Genomic DNA, 16,032 nt, shown 5'->3' with positions numbered 1-16,032 from the left:
AAATTATAATTTTAAAACCTGTAAAAGTCTATGATAATAATCTTTTACATAGGTAGACCTTATATTTTTATGTTCCAAATTAATACTTTTATTTAATGTAAGCATATTTATAATTGCATTTCTCTGAATAATATTTTTACCTCTCCATCCACAGGATGTGTTTTTGTATTTCTCTGTAAATTCTTTTTTATCCATATCTACAATTTCATTTAAATCAACTCTACTCATAAAATCAAAAGGTTTAAAATCCTGTATATTAGAAAAAGCAACCTTACTATTATACGGACATACTTTTTGGCAAGTGTCGCATCCAAATAATCTTCCTTGAAATTGTAAAAACCATTTATTATCTATATGTTTTTTTTGAGTTATATATGACATACATATATTAGAATTTTTATCTCCAAGCAAAGCGCCTGTAGGACACGATGTTTGGCATAAATTACAGCTGCCACACTTACTATCTAGTGGGATATCAGCTTCTACTTTTATATCAGTTATTATTTCTCCTAAAAAAACATAAGATCCATATTTCTCTGTAATAATCATATTGTTTTTTCCTATAAACCCTATTCCACACTGAAAAGCTATATATCTCTCAGGCAATGAATTGCTATCTACAAAGTACTCAGCTTTTCCCCCTAAACCTTTTATAAAATTACACACTTTTTGTAAATAATAACGTGCTACTACATGGTAATCTTTTCCTCTAGTATATAGAGAAAAGCTTACATTTTCCTCATCTTGCTTTTCAAATAAATAGGGAAAGGCAATGGATACTATTGTCTTTCCCCCATCCATATACACATATGGATTAACTCTATTTTCAATATTCTTTTCTTCGAATTCATTTTCAAGCAAATTTTCTTTTCTATATTTGAAACTATCTTTTAATTCGGTGAATATTCTGCATTTTGTAAATCCTACAGTATTCAATCCAATCTTATTACAGTAACTCAATATATCTTCCTTATAGTTCAAACCTTTCACCTGCTTATTATAGAAATTATATTATCATTTCATTATATATCTTTTTTCTTCTTCCTGCATAGTCTTTTATTTCTATAACAGTATTACTTTCAGCCTTAACTACTTTAGCTGGTATACCTACTACAGTACAATTTGCTGGTATATCTTTCAAAACTACTGAATTTGCACCTACTTTTACATTGTCACCTACAACTATTGGCCCTAAAAGTTTTGCTCCACTTCCTATAAATACGTTATTCCCTACTGTAGGATGCCTTTTTCCTGTATCCTTTCCTGTTCCTCCTAAAGTTACTCCATGGTAAAGCGTTACATTATCTCCAACCTCTGCAGTTTCACCTATAACAACACCCATGCCATGATCTATAAATAATCCCTTTCCTATTTTAGCCCCTGGGTGTATTTCTATTCCAGTTAAACCCCTAGCAATTTGTGATATTAACCTAGCAATAAAGAAACATTTCTTATTATAAAAAAAATGTGCTATTCTATACTGTATCAAAGCATGAATAAAAGGATATAATATAAAAACCTCTAACGGATTCCTAGCCGCTGGATCATTTTTCATAGCATTTTTAATATCATAAGCTAATAGCTTAAATGGGTTTCTCATTGTTTTCTCCTTTCAAATTTATTGCTCAAATTTTGACTTAACATAAAAATAATGCTAAGTAATCCATTCATAATGCACAATCCACAATTAAGATGATTTTTATGTTACCATAGAAAGTTTAAAAATTTAACGTCCATCCTACTTAGTTTTTAGATTCTTCATAACCCTAGCAGATAAAAATCCACCAAAATTGTGAACTGTGAATTTATTGAATTACATACTAATCATATAATCCCATGGATAGATATTTCTCTCCTCCATCTGGTGCTACAGTTACTACTTTTTTACCTTTTCCAAGTTTTTTTGCCACTTGAATTGCTGCAGCTATATTAGCTCCTGAGGATATACCAACTAGTATTCCCTCTTCTTTTCCCATAAGTTTAGCATATTTAAAAGCATCTTCATCTGTTACAGTTATGATCTCATCTACAATTTCTGATTTGTAGATATCAGGTACAAACCCTGCTCCTATACCTTGTATTTTGTGAGCACCAGTTTTACCTCCTGATAGAACTGGTGAACCTGCTGGCTCTACTGCAACTACCTTTACATCTTTATTGTGCTTTTTCAAGTTTTCTCCTACTCCTATTGCTGTTCCACCAGTACCAACACCAGCTACGAAAGCATCTACATCTTTTAAATCCTTTAAAATTTCCTCTGCTGTAGTTTCATAATGTTTTTTAGGATTAGCAGTATTTATAAATTGTTGTGGTATATAGTACCCCTCTTTATCTTTACCAATTTCATAGGATTTCTCTATAGCTCCTTTCATTCCTTTAGCTCCATCTGTCAAAACTAATTCTGCACCATAAGCCTTTATCATATTTCTTCTCTCTACACTCATAGTTTCTGGCATTACAATTGTAACTTTATATCCTTTTAATTTTCCTATCATTGCAAGAGCTATACCCATATTACCGCTAGTTGGCTCCACTATTGTGTCACCCTTTTTTAAAAGTCCTTCTCTTTCAGCTCTTTCAACCATACCAAGGGCAGCTCTGTCTTTAATACTTCCACCAGGATTAAATTTTTCAAGTTTAACATATATATCAGCTGCGTCCTCATTTTTAAAATTATCAAGTTTAAACAAAGGTGTATTACCTATCATATCTATAGCATTAGTAAATATCATTTTAATACCTCCCAAAATTTTATATAAAAATTAATATTTTAAGCATGAAATTTTACTTTGAAATTAAAAAAACTTCATCTCTATATGTTATATAGAGACGAAGTTTATACTCCGTGGTTCCACTCTAATTAGATTTTTAAAAAAATCCAACTCTTAATCGAACACAGCGCTATGTTCTATCACTATAACGGGTGAATCCGATGTAATCTACTATTAATTCGACCACATAACTCCAAAGGGCACTTCACTTAAACTTAATTTAGAAACTTTCACCAACCGTTTCTTCTCTGCAAAATTTAATTTAAGTTACTTTTCTTTTTCAAAGTATTCTTGAGTGTTTTACTATGATTTATATTTATATTATACAACTACCTAAATTTTTGTCAATAATATTTTTAATTTTATATAAATTTTTTTGTCCTATGGTTACCATTGCTAACACCACCATCTTCTATAAAGTTCAGCTAGAGAAAGTCATAACTATAAGAACTCCATCTAAACCTAAGAATCACTTGATACAGCTTTAGAAAATTTATACAAGCAAGTGTGCTAATGCACAAAAAACACAGCTAAAATCTATTTTTTTCTCTTTTAAATAATACTGAATTAAATTCTCCTCCTAAAATAGTTATTGTAGACAAAATAAAAAGCCAAGTTAAGAGGATTATTACAGCTCCTATACTTCCATAAATTTTAGAATAATTTCCAAAATTATTTACATAAAAGGCAAACCCCATAGAAGCTATTACGATACCTATAGTTGAAAAAACAGCACCAGGTAATACCTTTCTCCAAGTAAGCCTTACATTTGGGGTAGAAATATACACCGCTGCAAATATTAATATAGTTCCAAAAAATATAATCACATATCGTAATATATTCCATAAAAATCCAAATCCTTTGGAAAGCCCTAACCTAAAAGCTAAAAAACTTCCAAGCATTTGACCAAATACTAAAAACAATAAAGTACATAATATTATCAACGTTACCCCTAGTGTGCATAGTATAGATATAATATATATCTTAAATATGGATCTAGTTTCTCTTTGATCATATGCTTTATTTAATCCTTTTATAACAGCATGGAATCCTCCTGATAGCGCCCATAATGTAAGAATTAAACTTAAACATAAAAGTTCAATATTTTTGCTATTAGCAGTTTTAATTACCGTATTTTCTATTAATTCCAGTGCATTTTTAGGCAATACATTACTTAAAATTAGCAATATATCATTACTACTTATATCACTATACCCTATAAGGCTTATAAAAAACACCAAAAAAGGGAAAATAGAAAATAATAAACTATATGCAAGTTGTGAAGCCAGTGCTAATACATCATCCTGTATAAATCTAAAAATAAATTCCTTTAATTTACTAACTGCTCTTTCCTTCAAAGAAAATTCTCCTCTTTTAGGCATTTGAAAGAAAATAGACTAGCATACTGACCGGATGGCTATTTCTTTGCAAATGCCTTAAATTTAATCGTCTATACGCCTTCAGAATATTGTATATTATCTGCTATATAGACTATATATTAATATTATGCTATACTCTTATTTGTTATTATAATTTTTCCCTTTTACATGAAAAATTATAAGCAAGTATGCCTAATTCTATTGAACTTATCTAGAGACACAACCATTCTTTACCCCTTCTTGAAAAAAAGCAGAGAACTAAAGTCTATGATTTTGTGGAAATTTCTTTTATAAAGTGCGGTGGAGTAATGGGATAAAATTTAACCTAATAGATATGGCATATTTTTTACATAAATTAAAATCAAAATAGAAAGAAGCGATTAAAAAGTGAAGAAACTTATTAAAAACTTCGTATTATTTTGTGGAATTTATGCAATTGCTCAAGGCTCTCACTGTACAATTGCATTAGCTGCAAATAATATGGACAAGTCTTCTAACGTATCAACTGTTACCGCTTCAACTAGTTTAGATACTAACAAAGATATTTCTAATTCAAAAACTATTGATGGTAACACTAATAGCAGCAATGATAAAAGCACCAGTGAAAACAATACTCCAGAAAAGGCTAATTCAAATGTCAATCAAAGCACAAATTACGATACCATTGTAAAAGTTAGTATTCCTGTAAGCAAAAAGTGGAAGATAAGCTTTAACCAACCAGTAGATGTAAATTCCTTAAGTGGTAAAATAAGACTAGTTGACAATAATAATACTGAAGTTCCACTAACCTTTTCTTCAACAGATTGCGGAATGTCAGTTATCGTATCACCTACGAATGTTTGTAATCCAGACACAGACTATACCTTAACTATAAGTGGAAATATAGTATCCAGATACAACAGAAAGCTTAAAAATCCTACTGTAGTAGAATTTAAAACCGCACCAGTTATATCTTCTATAGATAACATAAGTGTAACTATAAATCAGCAAGATGATTACACCTTACCTACACAGGTAACTGCTAAAATGTCAAATAATACTACTACTTCTGTAAATGTATCTTGGGACAAGTCCGTAGACACGACAAGCATACCAGGTGTATATGCTTATACAGGTACTGTTGATGGATATAGTAAACCAGTAACATTAAATTTAACTATAAAAGCATTTGAACCTGTACCATCTATTATGAATGACTATAGAATTCAATCTCAAATTGGGACAAACCTTTATAATTATCTTATGAATTATGATAATAGACAATCTGTGCTAGACAGAGCTATCGAACTTCACGGCGGAGACACAAGTAATAACTGTGTGTTTTATGCAAGCGAAGCTCTTAGAAGAGCTGGAATGACTGATCTTCCAGAATCTGTAGCAAATACTAATCAACTTACATCTCAGCTTCAAAGCAGAGGATGGCAGACTTCTACAGATTTATCTAAGCTTTTACCAGGAGATATATGCTTTACCATTTCTTATGGGAATGGCCCTACTCATACATATACATTCATGAAGTGGGTAGATCCAAAAAGTTTTGATTATGCGTATATTTGTGATAATCAAGGTTATGACTACAACGGTGATGCCTACCATAAGAGAAATATAGATTTTCAAACTCCAACAAAAGATGCTATATCTTATTTTATGTATTTAGCATAGAGTATTAAAAGGGACTGATACACTAATTAATTAGTGTATCAGTCCTTTGCATTTACCCGATGACTACTGTTTATTTAAAGTATCTATTCAACAATCCCTGGAAAGCAGCTCCGTGTCTTGCTTCATCTTTACACATTTCATGCACTGTATCATGAATTGCATCATAGTTTAATTTTTTAGCTAAAGTAGCTAAATCCTTTTTACCTTTACAAGCACCTGTCTCTGCATCTACTCTCATCTGCAAATTTTTCTTTGTATCAGGTAATACTACTTCTCCCAATAATTCTGCAAATTTAGCTGCATGTTCTGCTTCTTCAAAAGCTATTCTCTTATATGCTTCTGCAACTTCTGGATAACCTTCTCTATCAGCTTGACGACTCATAGCAAGATACATTCCTACTTCAGAACATTCTCCAGTAAAGTTAGCTCTCAATTCTTCTAATACTTTTTCATCTACACCTTTAGCAACACCTACTTTATGTTCATCTGCCCAACTAATTTCGCCTTCTGCCTTTTCAACAAATTTATCTGATGGTGCACCACATACAGGACATTTTTCTGGTGGATTTTCACCTTCATAAACATATCCACAAACAGCACAAACAAATTTTTTCATTTAAAATTCCTCCTTAAAGTTATTTCATATAATTTTTATTTCCCTTGACATAAATTATTATATAATATTAATTATTCTTTTGCAATAGTTTTTATAAAATAATTTTCATTTTATATGAAATAAATACATTATAGGTACGCCCATAATGTATTTATTCTTACTTGATTAGAAGGCTCAATTTTAAAACCTTTAAACAAATTATTCATATATATTTTTATCCTAAATAACTCAAAAAATTTATTGGTTTTATTAATTTTTACTATCTATTTAAAAATTGTTCTAAATTAACCATTTGTTGTTCGTATATTCCAAAACCTACTTTACAATTTTTCTCATTGAAAGCTTCTACATTATAGCGTAATTTTTTACCTTCAATTGATATTAATGTTACTTTTATACTAACTTTCATATTCACAGGTATTGGTTTTATATGTTCAACATCAATTTTAGTTCCAACAGGTCTATAATTTTTAGGTATAACATTGTCTACTATATGTAAAGTTGTATATTCCATATACTTTATCATCGCAGGCGTAGATAACATAACAACACCGTTATTTCCAATAAAATTAGCTGTATCTTCAGGCTTTACTATATACTCACTAATACATGTACTTCCTATTTTAAATAGCTTGCTAAAATCCATTTGATCAACAACTCCTTATGTGAAAATTTTACCATTTACTGCTATCTTTAGATTGCTGCTTATTTTGCTTAAAGTAAATAGCTTTAAGCATCGGACAAAATCTTAAACTTCATCCGATGCTTATTAACAAATTTCTTAATACTTTTCTATTCCTTTAGATGAAATCATTATCAAAATAAATATTTCTAGGATAAACCTACTTTCTTTCAGCTATAGGTACAATAGGACGAACTGTACTTGTAAGTAATATAATAGCACCAAGTATAGATATTCCTGCACCTAAGTAAAGTGCACTTGTATATCCGTGAGCGTCAACCATAATTCCAGTAAGAAGTGGAGCTAATATACCTCCAATTGTAGCAAAAGTTGCATAAAGTCCAGTAATTTTACCTGCATTAGTTGAAGAGAAAATCATTGGCATTGAATAATATCCACCCATAGTAAGACATAATACTCCATTTGATATAGATATTAATGCTACTGCCGAAATAGCGCTAGAAGCCTTAGATCCTAGTATAAGCATAACACCTGCTCCAACCATACCAAGAAGAGGGAATAATTTTCGTCCCATATTATCTCCAAACTTTTTAGCTGCTTTATCAGCTAACCATCCACCAAATGGATATGTAAAAGTTGCAACAATATATGGCATCATTGTATAAATAGCACTTGTACCCATTGCAAATCCTCTACCCTTAACAAAATACGTAGGAAGCCATGTCATAAATAAGTAAAATAAATAGTTAGTACAGAAGAATGAAAGTGCACCTGTCCATACAGATGGAGTAGAAAATATGTCTTTTGAACTTAAAATAGTTCTTTTTCCTGAATTTTCTGATATATTATCGTCTACTCTTATATATTGCAATTCCTCTTTACTTACACTAGGATGATCTTCCGGTTTATCTTTTCCAAACTTCCACCAAATAATTACCCAAATAGGTGCAAGAAAAGCAAATGAGTGAAATACCATCTGCCAACTCCAAGTTTTTATAATCCAGGCAGAGATAGGCATAGCAAGAGCAATTCCCATAGAAACACCCATTATACTTATTCCCCATGCTAGTCCTGATTCTTTCTTTGGTACCCATTTTGCAATAATTGTAGACATGGCCGGTAAAGAAACTCCTTCTCCCATTCCCATAACAATACGAATTACTATCATAAGACCTAAGGTTGCTCCAAATGGAGTTAAGAAAACAAATACTGACCACCATATCGCACCAAACATTACAACTTTGCCTCCACCAAATTTGTCAGCTAACCATCCACCTAAAATTTGAGTACAAGCATAACCAATGAAGAAAGCTGTAGAAACCAATCCAAACTGACTTGCATTCCAATGAAAGTAATTCATCATAGAGGGGCCTGCCATTGACATACATGATCTGTCCATATATAAAATCAAGTAGCATAGAGTCAAAAGTAAAACAATCTCCCACCTCTTCTTACCAACGCTTTTACCGATGCTTTCAACTTCTGAAATCATATTCATTTCTCCCTTCTATTTAATCTATTAATTAGTTTTATTTTTTCCTGTTAAACTATACCATAATTGTGGAATATTTTATCGAAATATGCTAAAATATTAACAAATATGAGTATAAATTTACAGGGAGATACACTATGAACTTAAATCAATTATATTATTTTAAAAAATTATCTGAGATACAGCATTTTACTCAAGCTGCTAAAGAATTATATATAACACAACCTAGTCTAAGTGAAGCCATTTCATCCTTAGAAGAAGAAATTGGTCTAGAATTATTTCATAGACAAGGTCGAAAAATTAAACTTACGAAATACGGAAAAGTTTTTTACCAATACGTGTGCAATTCTTTAAGTGAATTAGAAAAAGGGATTGAATGCCTAAAAGAATCATCTGGTATTGTTGGAGGAATTATTGATATAGGATGTATTCCTACCTTATGCGGAAATTTTTTGCCAAATGCAATAAATAGGTATTTAAATACTGTAAATTCAAAGACTAAATTTAACATTTTCACTGGCATGACTTTAGATGTTATAGCTGGAATCAAGTCAGAAAAATATGATATCGGCTTCTGTTCCATTTTGGAAAATGAACCTAGCATTGAATTTATTCCAATTCTTGATCAAGAACTTGTCCTTGTTGTAAACGATAAACATCCATTGGCAAAAGAAAAAATCATTGATTTGCAAGATATTAGCGACTATCCATTAATCACATATCGACAAAGCTTGCCTATTGGTAAAACTATAATGGAACTTTTAAAACCTTATGGTCTTCATGTAAGTTATGATTTTGACGATGAAATAACTATTGGTGGAATGGTATGTTCAACAAATGTGGCTGCTATTACTGCACGTACTTCTTTTTTACTCCAATTTCATAAGTTAAAAATTATAAAACTAAATACACCAAACAATACACGTACAGTATATATGGCATATAATAAAAATAATTACCATACCATAGCTATGAAAATGTTTTCAGACTATATGATTAAAAAAAGCAAAAGCCATAAAATTAGGACTGCCAATTAGCATGCATTCTCTCTAAAGGGATTTTAACAATTGCTTTATCTTTTATATATGCATAAATTTCAAATCCCCTTTTACATCTAAAAGTGCATTCAAGGCACGGATCTTCGTCACAGTAAACATACGCATCTTCATCTGCCAAAGCAAATACAAAAGATGTCTTTTTAGGATTTGTCACATACTTTAACTGTCCACCTGTAAATGTCATAAGATAAATCCATTCAACAGAAATAGCTTCATTCCTTATTTTCCAAAAGACCTCTACCACATTTTCATTGTACCCACCTGCAATTTTGTAATCAATAATTATATCATCTGAAACTTCTAAAGGATTTTTGGTAGAAAGTATCTCCATTTTTTCATCACAACACATTGGAAATGTTCCCTTTCCCATGCTTGTTAACTGAAATACATTTCCACAATGTTTACAATGATAAAATATTAACTTGGGGCACACAACCCTTGGTTTTGTTGTTTCTCTTGATCTTCTTGGACCGAATTCTCGCTCTTCCAACTTGACTCCTCCTGTCTACTCATTCGAACTTTCAAATCCTTTGCCAATAAATTTTTTTTCACCTTTCCACTGTCGGTTCTGGGAATCTTATCTATAATCTCCAGGTGCTCCGGCCAATACCTTTTAGGAATTTTTTCCTTTTCCATGTACTCTAAAAGTTCTTCTAATTTCAGAGAATTAACTTCTTTTTTCAATACGACATAAGCACAAATTCGTTCACCAAGACGCTTATCAGGCATTCCAATAACTGCCTCATCTTTAACTAGTGGAAATTTTGAAATATACTGATTTATATGATTCGAGTTGAGATTTTCACCGCCTCTAACAATTATGTCTTTTTTTCTCCCAATGATATTAATATTGCCACTTATATCACTTACACATAAATCGCCACTATAAAACCATCCTTCATCATCCAGTACCTTATTTGTAGCTGATTTATCACCTATATATCCTACAAATACATTTGGACCTCTCGATACTTCTTCCCCTAGATTTCCAGGTAGTATCTCTTTTCTATTTTCATCTACAATTTTAACTTCTACGCCTTCCATAGCCCTTCCTGCAGTGCCAAATGTTAACTCAATATTTTCATCTGGTCTTACAAATACATGTGGAACACTTTCTGTAGATCCATAAACTTCACATAATTTTATTCCATATTCATAGGCTTGCCTTACCATTTCTTCTGGTACTACAGCTCCACCACAAAGATAAAATTTTAACGAACTAAGGTAAACTTCATCCTCTCTAATGTTTTTCAAAATATCATATATAAATGGTGTAGCTCCCATTGACCAGGTGCATTTTTCTCTATTCATAAGTTCTATTGCCTTTTTACTTTTAAACTTCTGCTGTAAAACCACTTTTGATCCAATAAGCATAGGTGCAATAATTCCATGATGAAAGCCAGTTGCATGATTTAAAGGTGCCGGCATAAACATAATATCATCTTTTGTAATGCCAAGTTCCTTATTAAAGTATTTTTCACTAAATATTATGTTATTATGAGTCAGCATGGCTCCCTTTGCACATCCAGTAGTACCGGATGTGCAAAGGACAGCTGCTACATCATTACTGTCAACCATTACCTCATCTTTTATGTTCAAGGAAAAGTATGATGATAATATATGTTTTAAAGTAATACTGTTACTTTCTTTTTCTTTAAGATTGTCAAGTAATACAATGTGTTTTAAACTTTTTACATCCTTTTTGACTGATAGAATCAATTTTTCATAATTTGTCTTATTGTACCATGTAGGGCAGAGAAAAACTTTACTTTTACATAAATTTAAAAGATATGAAACTTCCCGACCACTATAGCACATGCCAATTGGGTTAACAACAGCTCCCACCTTCATGCATGCAATACTAACAATTACAAATTCACTCCATATTGGTATTTGAAAAGAAATAACATCTAGAGGCTTTACTCCAATACTAAGAAAATAGGAAGCAACAATACCTGCTTTTTCATCCAATTGTCCATAGGTGTAACGATATCCTCTATCATCTACTACAAATTCCTTATCTCTATACTTTTTTACCGACGTATGCCAGTAATCTAAGAGTGTTTTTTTACCCCAATAGCCCATTTTTTCATACAATCTTTTTTGGCTATCATTTATTTTAATTTCATCCATCACGTCATATCTCCTTATAAAAAGAACACAATTAAAGATTTTTTACTGAACTAATTTCCTTTATAAGTGCTGGAACGACTTCAAATAGGTCTCCTACTATACAATAATCTGCTACTTCAAATATTGGTGCAGTTTCATCTCTATTAATTGCAATAATTGTATCTGAAGAGCTCATTCCAGCTAAATGCTGTACAGCACCGGAAATTCCACATGCAATATATACTTTTGGAGAAACTGTTTTACCTGTCTGCCCTACCTGCTTTGTCTGTGGAATCCATCCAGAATCTACAGCAGCTCTTGATGCTCCAATTGTTCCACCAAGTAAATCTGCAAGTTGTTGTAACATCTTAAAGTTTTCTCCATTTTTCATTCCTCTGCCGCCAGATACTATATACTCTGCCTCTTCAAGTTTGACTCCAGAATCTTCTTGGGCTTTAATAAAATCAACTACTTTTGTTAAAATAGAATCTTTGTCTATATTAATAGTCTCTTTAATAATTTCTGGACGGTTATTTTCATTTTCTTGTGGTTTCTTAAAGGCACCAGGCCTTACAGTTCCCATCTGTGGTCTAGTATCACTGCAAAGTATCTGTGCATAGAGATTGCCTCCAAAAGCAGGTCTTTCCCATACAACATTTCCAGTATCCTCTTCTACACTTAAAGCAGTACAATCTGCAGTAAGACCTGTTCTTAAGCTAACTGCAATTTTAGAACCAAGTTCTCTGCCCCTTATAGTGGCACCTATTAAAATGGTATTTGGGTTATACTTGTGACAGAGTTTTAAAAATGCATCTCCATATACATCTGAAGAATAATTTTTATATTCTTCTCCCTGCACAACATAAACTTTATCTGCTCCATGACTGCCTGCACCCTTAACTGCATCTTCTACGTCACTGCCTATTACTACGGCACATAATTTCTGCTTTAGGCTATCTGCTAAAATTCTACCTTGTCCCAGCAGTTCAAAACCAACGTTCTTTGGTTGTCCCTGAAAGCATTCTATAAATACCCATACGTCTTTATATTCATCGAAATTCATAACCAAAGCCTCCCCTTAAACTAATTTTGCTTCTAATAGCTTGCCAACTAACTCTTTTGCTGTTTTTTCAGGATTTACAACTTTCATTACCTCACCACTTGCCTGACGTTTTGGTGTAAAAGTTGCTTTTACTCTTGTTGGTGAACCTTTAAGACCTATTTTGGTAGTATCTATATCCTTAATATCATCTAAGTGAATTTCTCCTATTTCTGCTTTTAAAGAGTCAATTTTTCCCTTAATAGTTGCATATCTTGGTTTATTGCTTTCTTTTGTCAAAGTACATAAAACAGGAAGTTTTGTTTCAACTATTTCAGCCCCTTCTTCTACTTGACGCTTTACTACACACTTTTGACCTTCCATTTTAATATCAAGCACATAACTTAATCTGGAAATCTTCAAATGTTCTGCAATACTTGAACCTGTCTGTCCTGTATCTCCATCAATTGCCTGTTTACCTACAAGTACAAAATCAAATGGCCCTAGTTTTTCAATTGCTTTTGATAAAATATAACTAGTTGCATAGGTATCAGATCCTCCAAAAGCTCTGTCTGTAACTAAGTACGCTTTATCTGCACCCATGGAAAGAGCTTCCCTTAAAACTTCTTTTGCGTTATCAGGTCCCATGGAAATTGCAGTTACAGTAGCTCCATATTGATCTTTTAAACGAAGTGCCTGCTCTAATGCATTTTTGTCAAATGGATTTAGAATACTTGGAACGCCTTTTCGAATTAATGTATTTTTAACTGGATCAATTTTAATTTCTGTTGTATCAGGAACCTGTTTTATACAAACAACGATGTTCATTTCTCTTCCCCCCTACTTATATTCCTTTTCTAATGCACCGGCTATTGTCATTCTTTGAATCTGATTAGCTCCTTCAAAAATCTGGAACACCTTGCAATCTCTCATAAGCTTCTCAACTGGATATTCTTTGCTGTATCCATATCCACCGAAAATTTGAACTGCATTTGACGTAACTTCCTGTGCACAATCAGATACGAATGCTTTAGTAATTGCACCTTCTTTACGAACAAGATTTCCATTATCCATCAACTTCATAGTATTGTTTACAAGTGCTCTGGAAGCTTCTATCTTTATTGCCATATCTGCAAGCATCTGTTGTACCATTTGAAATTTAATTATAGGCTTGCCAAACTGCTTTCTTTCTTTTGCATACTTTACAGATTCATCCAAAGCCCTCTGCATAATACCTACTGCTAACGTAGCAACAAAGGCTCTAGATAAGTTAAGAGAATTTAATGCAAGTTTAAATCCTGATCCTTCCTCTCCAAGCATATTAGAAGCTGGAACTCTTACATTTTCAAAAGTAACATCTGTAGTATTTGATAAACGAAGACCCATTTTGTCTTCATGTTTTCCAATAGTAATTCCTGGTGTATTTGCATCTACTATAAAAGCTGAAATACCTTTATTGCCTGCTTCAGGGTTTGTTTTAAAAATTCCTACAAACACAGAAGCAAGTGCACCATTAGTGATAAACGTTTTTGTTGCGTTCAATATATATTCATCACCATCTTTTACAGCTGTTCCTCTCATTCCTGCAGGATCAGAACCTGCATTTGGCTCTGTAAGAGCGAAACCCGCAAAATTTCCTTTTCCAATTATATCTGCAAAATATTTGCCCTGCTCTTTGGTACCAGAAAGAATTACATTTCTCAAAGCAACAAATGTAGTAACAAGTGTAATTGCATATCCTGCATCTATCTTTGCAAGCTCTTCAAAAATCATGGCTGTAGTTTCGTAGCTCAGTCCTGTTCCACCATATTCTTCTGGAATCTCAAGCATATGAAGTCCCATATCAAAAGCATACTTAAACAATTCTCTTGGACATTCGCCTTTTTCATCCAGCTCCTGAACATGTGGTTTGATTTCATTTTCTGCCATTTCTTTTACAAGAGCAATTAATTCTTTTTGTTCCTTTGTATATAATAAGCTCATTAATTTTAACCCTCCCCATTATTTTTTAAGCAGTTTCAATCCAGCTACAGCTCCTTCGTTTATGTATTCTTCAACCTCACTGCTGCTGTAACCTAATTCTTTCATGATTTGCTCTGTATGTGCACCTTGAGGTTTACAAGTTTTTATTATAGGTTCTGACATAGAACCAAATAAAATTGGATTAGTAGGAACCATTCTTTTTCCTGAAGGGTAATCTACTTTAGTTAAAATATTGTTTGCCCAAACCTGCTCATCTTTATAAACATCCAAAGGCTCATTTGCTGCTTCACACGGCAGTTCATTGTCTTCAAGTATTTTAAGCAAATCATCCCTATTAATCTTGGAAATAGCCTCATCAAGTATATCTACTACTTCATGATTTAGCTTATCTGAATTTATCTTTGCACAATTATTGTATTTTTTATTTCCTACCATATGTTTAACATCTAATAAATTCATAATTTTATCGTAATCTCTATCATATTCAGGACAGCACATTACAACCCACTTATTATCTTTAGTGCGATAACAATTATTAAATGGATTTGGAACTTCTTTTCGACTCTTTGGATATTCATTTCCATATTGTGCTGAAATCATAGCAACACTTAACATAAATGATGCAGCATGCTGAAGACTTACAGTTATCTTATCTCCTTTTCCTGTCCTTTCTCTGTTAAACAAAGCTCCGCATATACCAGATAAAAGACATATTGAAACCTGAAAATCTCCATATCCATTAGGTGGATTCATTGGCGAACCACCTTTATCTACTGTTGTACCTAGAACGCCTCCCCTTGCCATATAGCAAGTAGCATCAAAACCCGGCCTATCCTTTGCAGGTCCATTTTCTCCATATCCTAAAACCTGTGCAAAAATAAGTTTGGGGAATTTTTCTTTCAAGGTATCATAATCCATACCTAATTTTACAAGTGATTTTGTTCTTGTATTTGTAATAAATACATCTGCCTCTTCTAATAATTTATAAGCAACTTCCCGTCCATGTTCTGTCTTCAAATTTATAGTGATAAATCTCTTATCCATATTTGCTACATCAAACGGCAAATTTTCTTCATCACTAAAAGGCATATTAAATACTGAACCCTGTCCTCTTGCTGGATCTCCTTTGGGGGCTTCGATTTTAATTAAGTCAGCGCCCCATTCTCCCATAATCCTAGCAGTAGTAGGAGCTGCTAAATATGTGGTTAAATCTACCACCTTAATCCCTTTTAAAGGTTCCATTTTTATCCTCCTGTTCTTATATTTTATTTATAGCC

At 32.4% G+C, this 16,032-nt stretch carries 15 protein-coding genes and 1 other annotated feature; of the genes, 2 read left to right on the top strand and 13 right to left on the bottom strand.

Translation table 11 applies throughout. From position 1 onward, the window contains the following. Positions 1–3 precede the first annotated feature (3 nt). The 4 genes from queG to CLCOS_RS17945 form a co-directional block, all read right to left on the bottom strand. Positions 4–981, bottom strand: a complete 978-nt coding sequence (gene queG / locus CLCOS_RS17960; RefSeq protein ID WP_063602085.1) for a tRNA epoxyqueuosine(34) reductase QueG — start codon at positions 979–981, stop codon at positions 4–6. Positions 982–1,006: 25 nt separating this feature from the next. Next, positions 1,007–1,600, bottom strand: a complete 594-nt coding sequence (gene epsC, locus CLCOS_RS17955; protein ID WP_013240527.1) for a serine O-acetyltransferase EpsC — start codon at positions 1,598–1,600, stop codon at positions 1,007–1,009. 220 nt (positions 1,601–1,820) lie between these two features. After that, the gene (cysK, locus tag CLCOS_RS17950; protein ID WP_013240528.1) at positions 1,821–2,732 is read right to left on the bottom strand and encodes a cysteine synthase A; all 912 of its coding nucleotides are present in this window, start codon (positions 2,730–2,732) and stop codon (positions 1,821–1,823) included. Positions 2,733–2,822: 90 nt separating this feature from the next. Then, positions 2,823–3,064: a binding site (T-box leader), on the bottom strand. A gap of 237 nt (positions 3,065–3,301) precedes the next feature. After that, on the bottom strand, positions 3,302–4,129 hold the full coding sequence (locus CLCOS_RS17945; RefSeq protein WP_063602086.1) for a YihY/virulence factor BrkB family protein: 828 nt from the start codon (positions 4,127–4,129) through the stop codon (positions 3,302–3,304). Between the two features lie 408 nt (positions 4,130–4,537). On the opposite strand from CLCOS_RS17945, the gene CLCOS_RS17940 reads away from it, so the two are divergent. Beyond that, positions 4,538–5,812 carry an Ig-like domain-containing protein gene (locus CLCOS_RS17940; RefSeq protein ID WP_063602087.1) on the top strand — a complete coding sequence of 425 codons (1,275 nt, stop codon included), beginning with the start codon at positions 4,538–4,540 and terminating at the stop codon, positions 5,810–5,812. A 70-nt stretch (positions 5,813–5,882) separates the two neighbouring features. Here CLCOS_RS17940 and CLCOS_RS17935 read toward each other — a convergent pair whose 3' ends face one another. From CLCOS_RS17935 to CLCOS_RS17925, 3 genes are all read right to left on the bottom strand, one after another. After that, positions 5,883–6,428 carry an NADH peroxidase gene (locus CLCOS_RS17935; protein WP_023162461.1) on the bottom strand — a complete coding sequence of 182 codons (546 nt, stop codon included), beginning with the start codon at positions 6,426–6,428 and terminating at the stop codon, positions 5,883–5,885. 259 nt (positions 6,429–6,687) lie between these two features. Continuing rightward, complete coding sequence (locus CLCOS_RS17930; RefSeq protein WP_063602088.1) at positions 6,688–7,074, bottom strand: thioesterase family protein; 387 nt, start codon at positions 7,072–7,074, stop codon at positions 6,688–6,690. 196 nt (positions 7,075–7,270) lie between these two features. After that, a complete protein-coding gene (locus CLCOS_RS17925; RefSeq protein ID WP_063602089.1) occupies positions 7,271–8,563 on the bottom strand; it encodes an MFS transporter in 1,293 nt (430 codons plus the stop codon). A gap of 137 nt (positions 8,564–8,700) precedes the next feature. Here CLCOS_RS17925 and CLCOS_RS17920 point away from each other — a divergent pair, with 137 nt between their 5' ends. Continuing rightward, entirely contained in the window at positions 8,701–9,600 is a 900-nt protein-coding gene (locus tag CLCOS_RS17920; RefSeq protein ID WP_063602090.1) for a LysR family transcriptional regulator, read from the top strand. Here the strand turns inward: CLCOS_RS17920 and CLCOS_RS17915 are convergent. From CLCOS_RS17915 to CLCOS_RS17890, 6 genes are read right to left on the bottom strand one after another with little or no spacing between them, the layout of a single operon-like run. After that, positions 9,584–10,111 carry a hypothetical protein gene (locus CLCOS_RS17915; protein ID WP_063602091.1) on the bottom strand — a complete coding sequence of 176 codons (528 nt, stop codon included), beginning with the start codon at positions 10,109–10,111 and terminating at the stop codon, positions 9,584–9,586. The genes CLCOS_RS17920 and CLCOS_RS17915 overlap by 17 nt on opposite strands. Then, a complete protein-coding gene (gene fadK, locus CLCOS_RS17910; protein WP_063602092.1) occupies positions 10,039–11,754 on the bottom strand; it encodes a medium-chain fatty-acid--CoA ligase in 1,716 nt (571 codons plus the stop codon). The genes CLCOS_RS17915 and fadK overlap by 73 nt, the downstream gene beginning before the upstream one ends. Positions 11,755–11,785: 31 nt before the next feature. After that, a complete protein-coding gene (locus CLCOS_RS17905) occupies positions 11,786–12,796 on the bottom strand; it encodes an electron transfer flavoprotein subunit alpha/FixB family protein (protein ID WP_013240537.1) in 1,011 nt (336 codons plus the stop codon). A 15-nt stretch (positions 12,797–12,811) separates the two neighbouring features. Further along, positions 12,812–13,600, bottom strand: coding sequence for an electron transfer flavoprotein subunit beta/FixA family protein (locus CLCOS_RS17900; protein ID WP_013240538.1), 789 nt, complete (start codon positions 13,598–13,600; stop codon positions 12,812–12,814). Positions 13,601–13,612: 12 nt separating this feature from the next. After that, positions 13,613–14,755, bottom strand: a complete 1,143-nt coding sequence (locus tag CLCOS_RS17895) for an acyl-CoA dehydrogenase family protein (protein WP_063602093.1) — start codon at positions 14,753–14,755, stop codon at positions 13,613–13,615. Between the two features lie 18 nt (positions 14,756–14,773). Next, positions 14,774–15,997, bottom strand: a complete 1,224-nt coding sequence (locus CLCOS_RS17890) for a CaiB/BaiF CoA transferase family protein (protein ID WP_063602094.1) — start codon at positions 15,995–15,997, stop codon at positions 14,774–14,776. Positions 15,998–16,032: the final 35 nt, after the last annotated feature.

Origin of the sequence: Clostridium coskatii (assembly GCF_001675205.1) — a bacterium.
GTDB classification, from domain to species: Bacteria; Bacillota; Clostridia; order Clostridiales; family Clostridiaceae; genus Clostridium_B; species Clostridium_B ljungdahlii.
This window is presented reverse-complemented; position numbering and strand designations above follow the sequence as displayed.

Excerpts from the sequence above, each read along its gene's own strand:
- CLCOS_RS17890 (WP_063602094.1), bottom strand. The coding sequence starts at position 15,997 with ATGGAACCTTTAAAAGGGATTAAGGTGGTAGATTTAACCACATATTTA.
- CLCOS_RS17930 (WP_063602088.1), bottom strand. The coding sequence starts at position 7,074 with ATGGATTTTAGCAAGCTATTTAAAATAGGAAGTACATGTATTAGTGAG.
- CLCOS_RS17920 (WP_063602090.1), top strand. The coding sequence starts at position 8,701 with ATGAACTTAAATCAATTATATTATTTTAAAAAATTATCTGAGATACAG.
- CLCOS_RS17925 (WP_063602089.1), bottom strand. The coding sequence starts at position 8,563 with ATGATTTCAGAAGTTGAAAGCATCGGTAAAAGCGTTGGTAAGAAGAGG.
- cysK (WP_013240528.1), bottom strand. The coding sequence starts at position 2,732 with ATGATATTTACTAATGCTATAGATATGATAGGTAATACACCTTTGTTT.
- CLCOS_RS17895 (WP_063602093.1), bottom strand. The coding sequence starts at position 14,755 with ATGAGCTTATTATATACAAAGGAACAAAAAGAATTAATTGCTCTTGTA.
- CLCOS_RS17900 (WP_013240538.1), bottom strand. The coding sequence starts at position 13,600 with ATGAACATCGTTGTTTGTATAAAACAGGTTCCTGATACAACAGAAATT.
- CLCOS_RS17935 (WP_023162461.1), bottom strand. The coding sequence starts at position 6,428 with ATGAAAAAATTTGTTTGTGCTGTTTGTGGATATGTTTATGAAGGTGAA.
- CLCOS_RS17905 (WP_013240537.1), bottom strand. The coding sequence starts at position 12,796 with ATGAATTTCGATGAATATAAAGACGTATGGGTATTTATAGAATGCTTT.
- fadK (WP_063602092.1), bottom strand. The coding sequence starts at position 11,754 with ATGGATGAAATTAAAATAAATGATAGCCAAAAAAGATTGTATGAAAAA.
- epsC (WP_013240527.1), bottom strand. The coding sequence starts at position 1,600 with ATGAGAAACCCATTTAAGCTATTAGCTTATGATATTAAAAATGCTATG.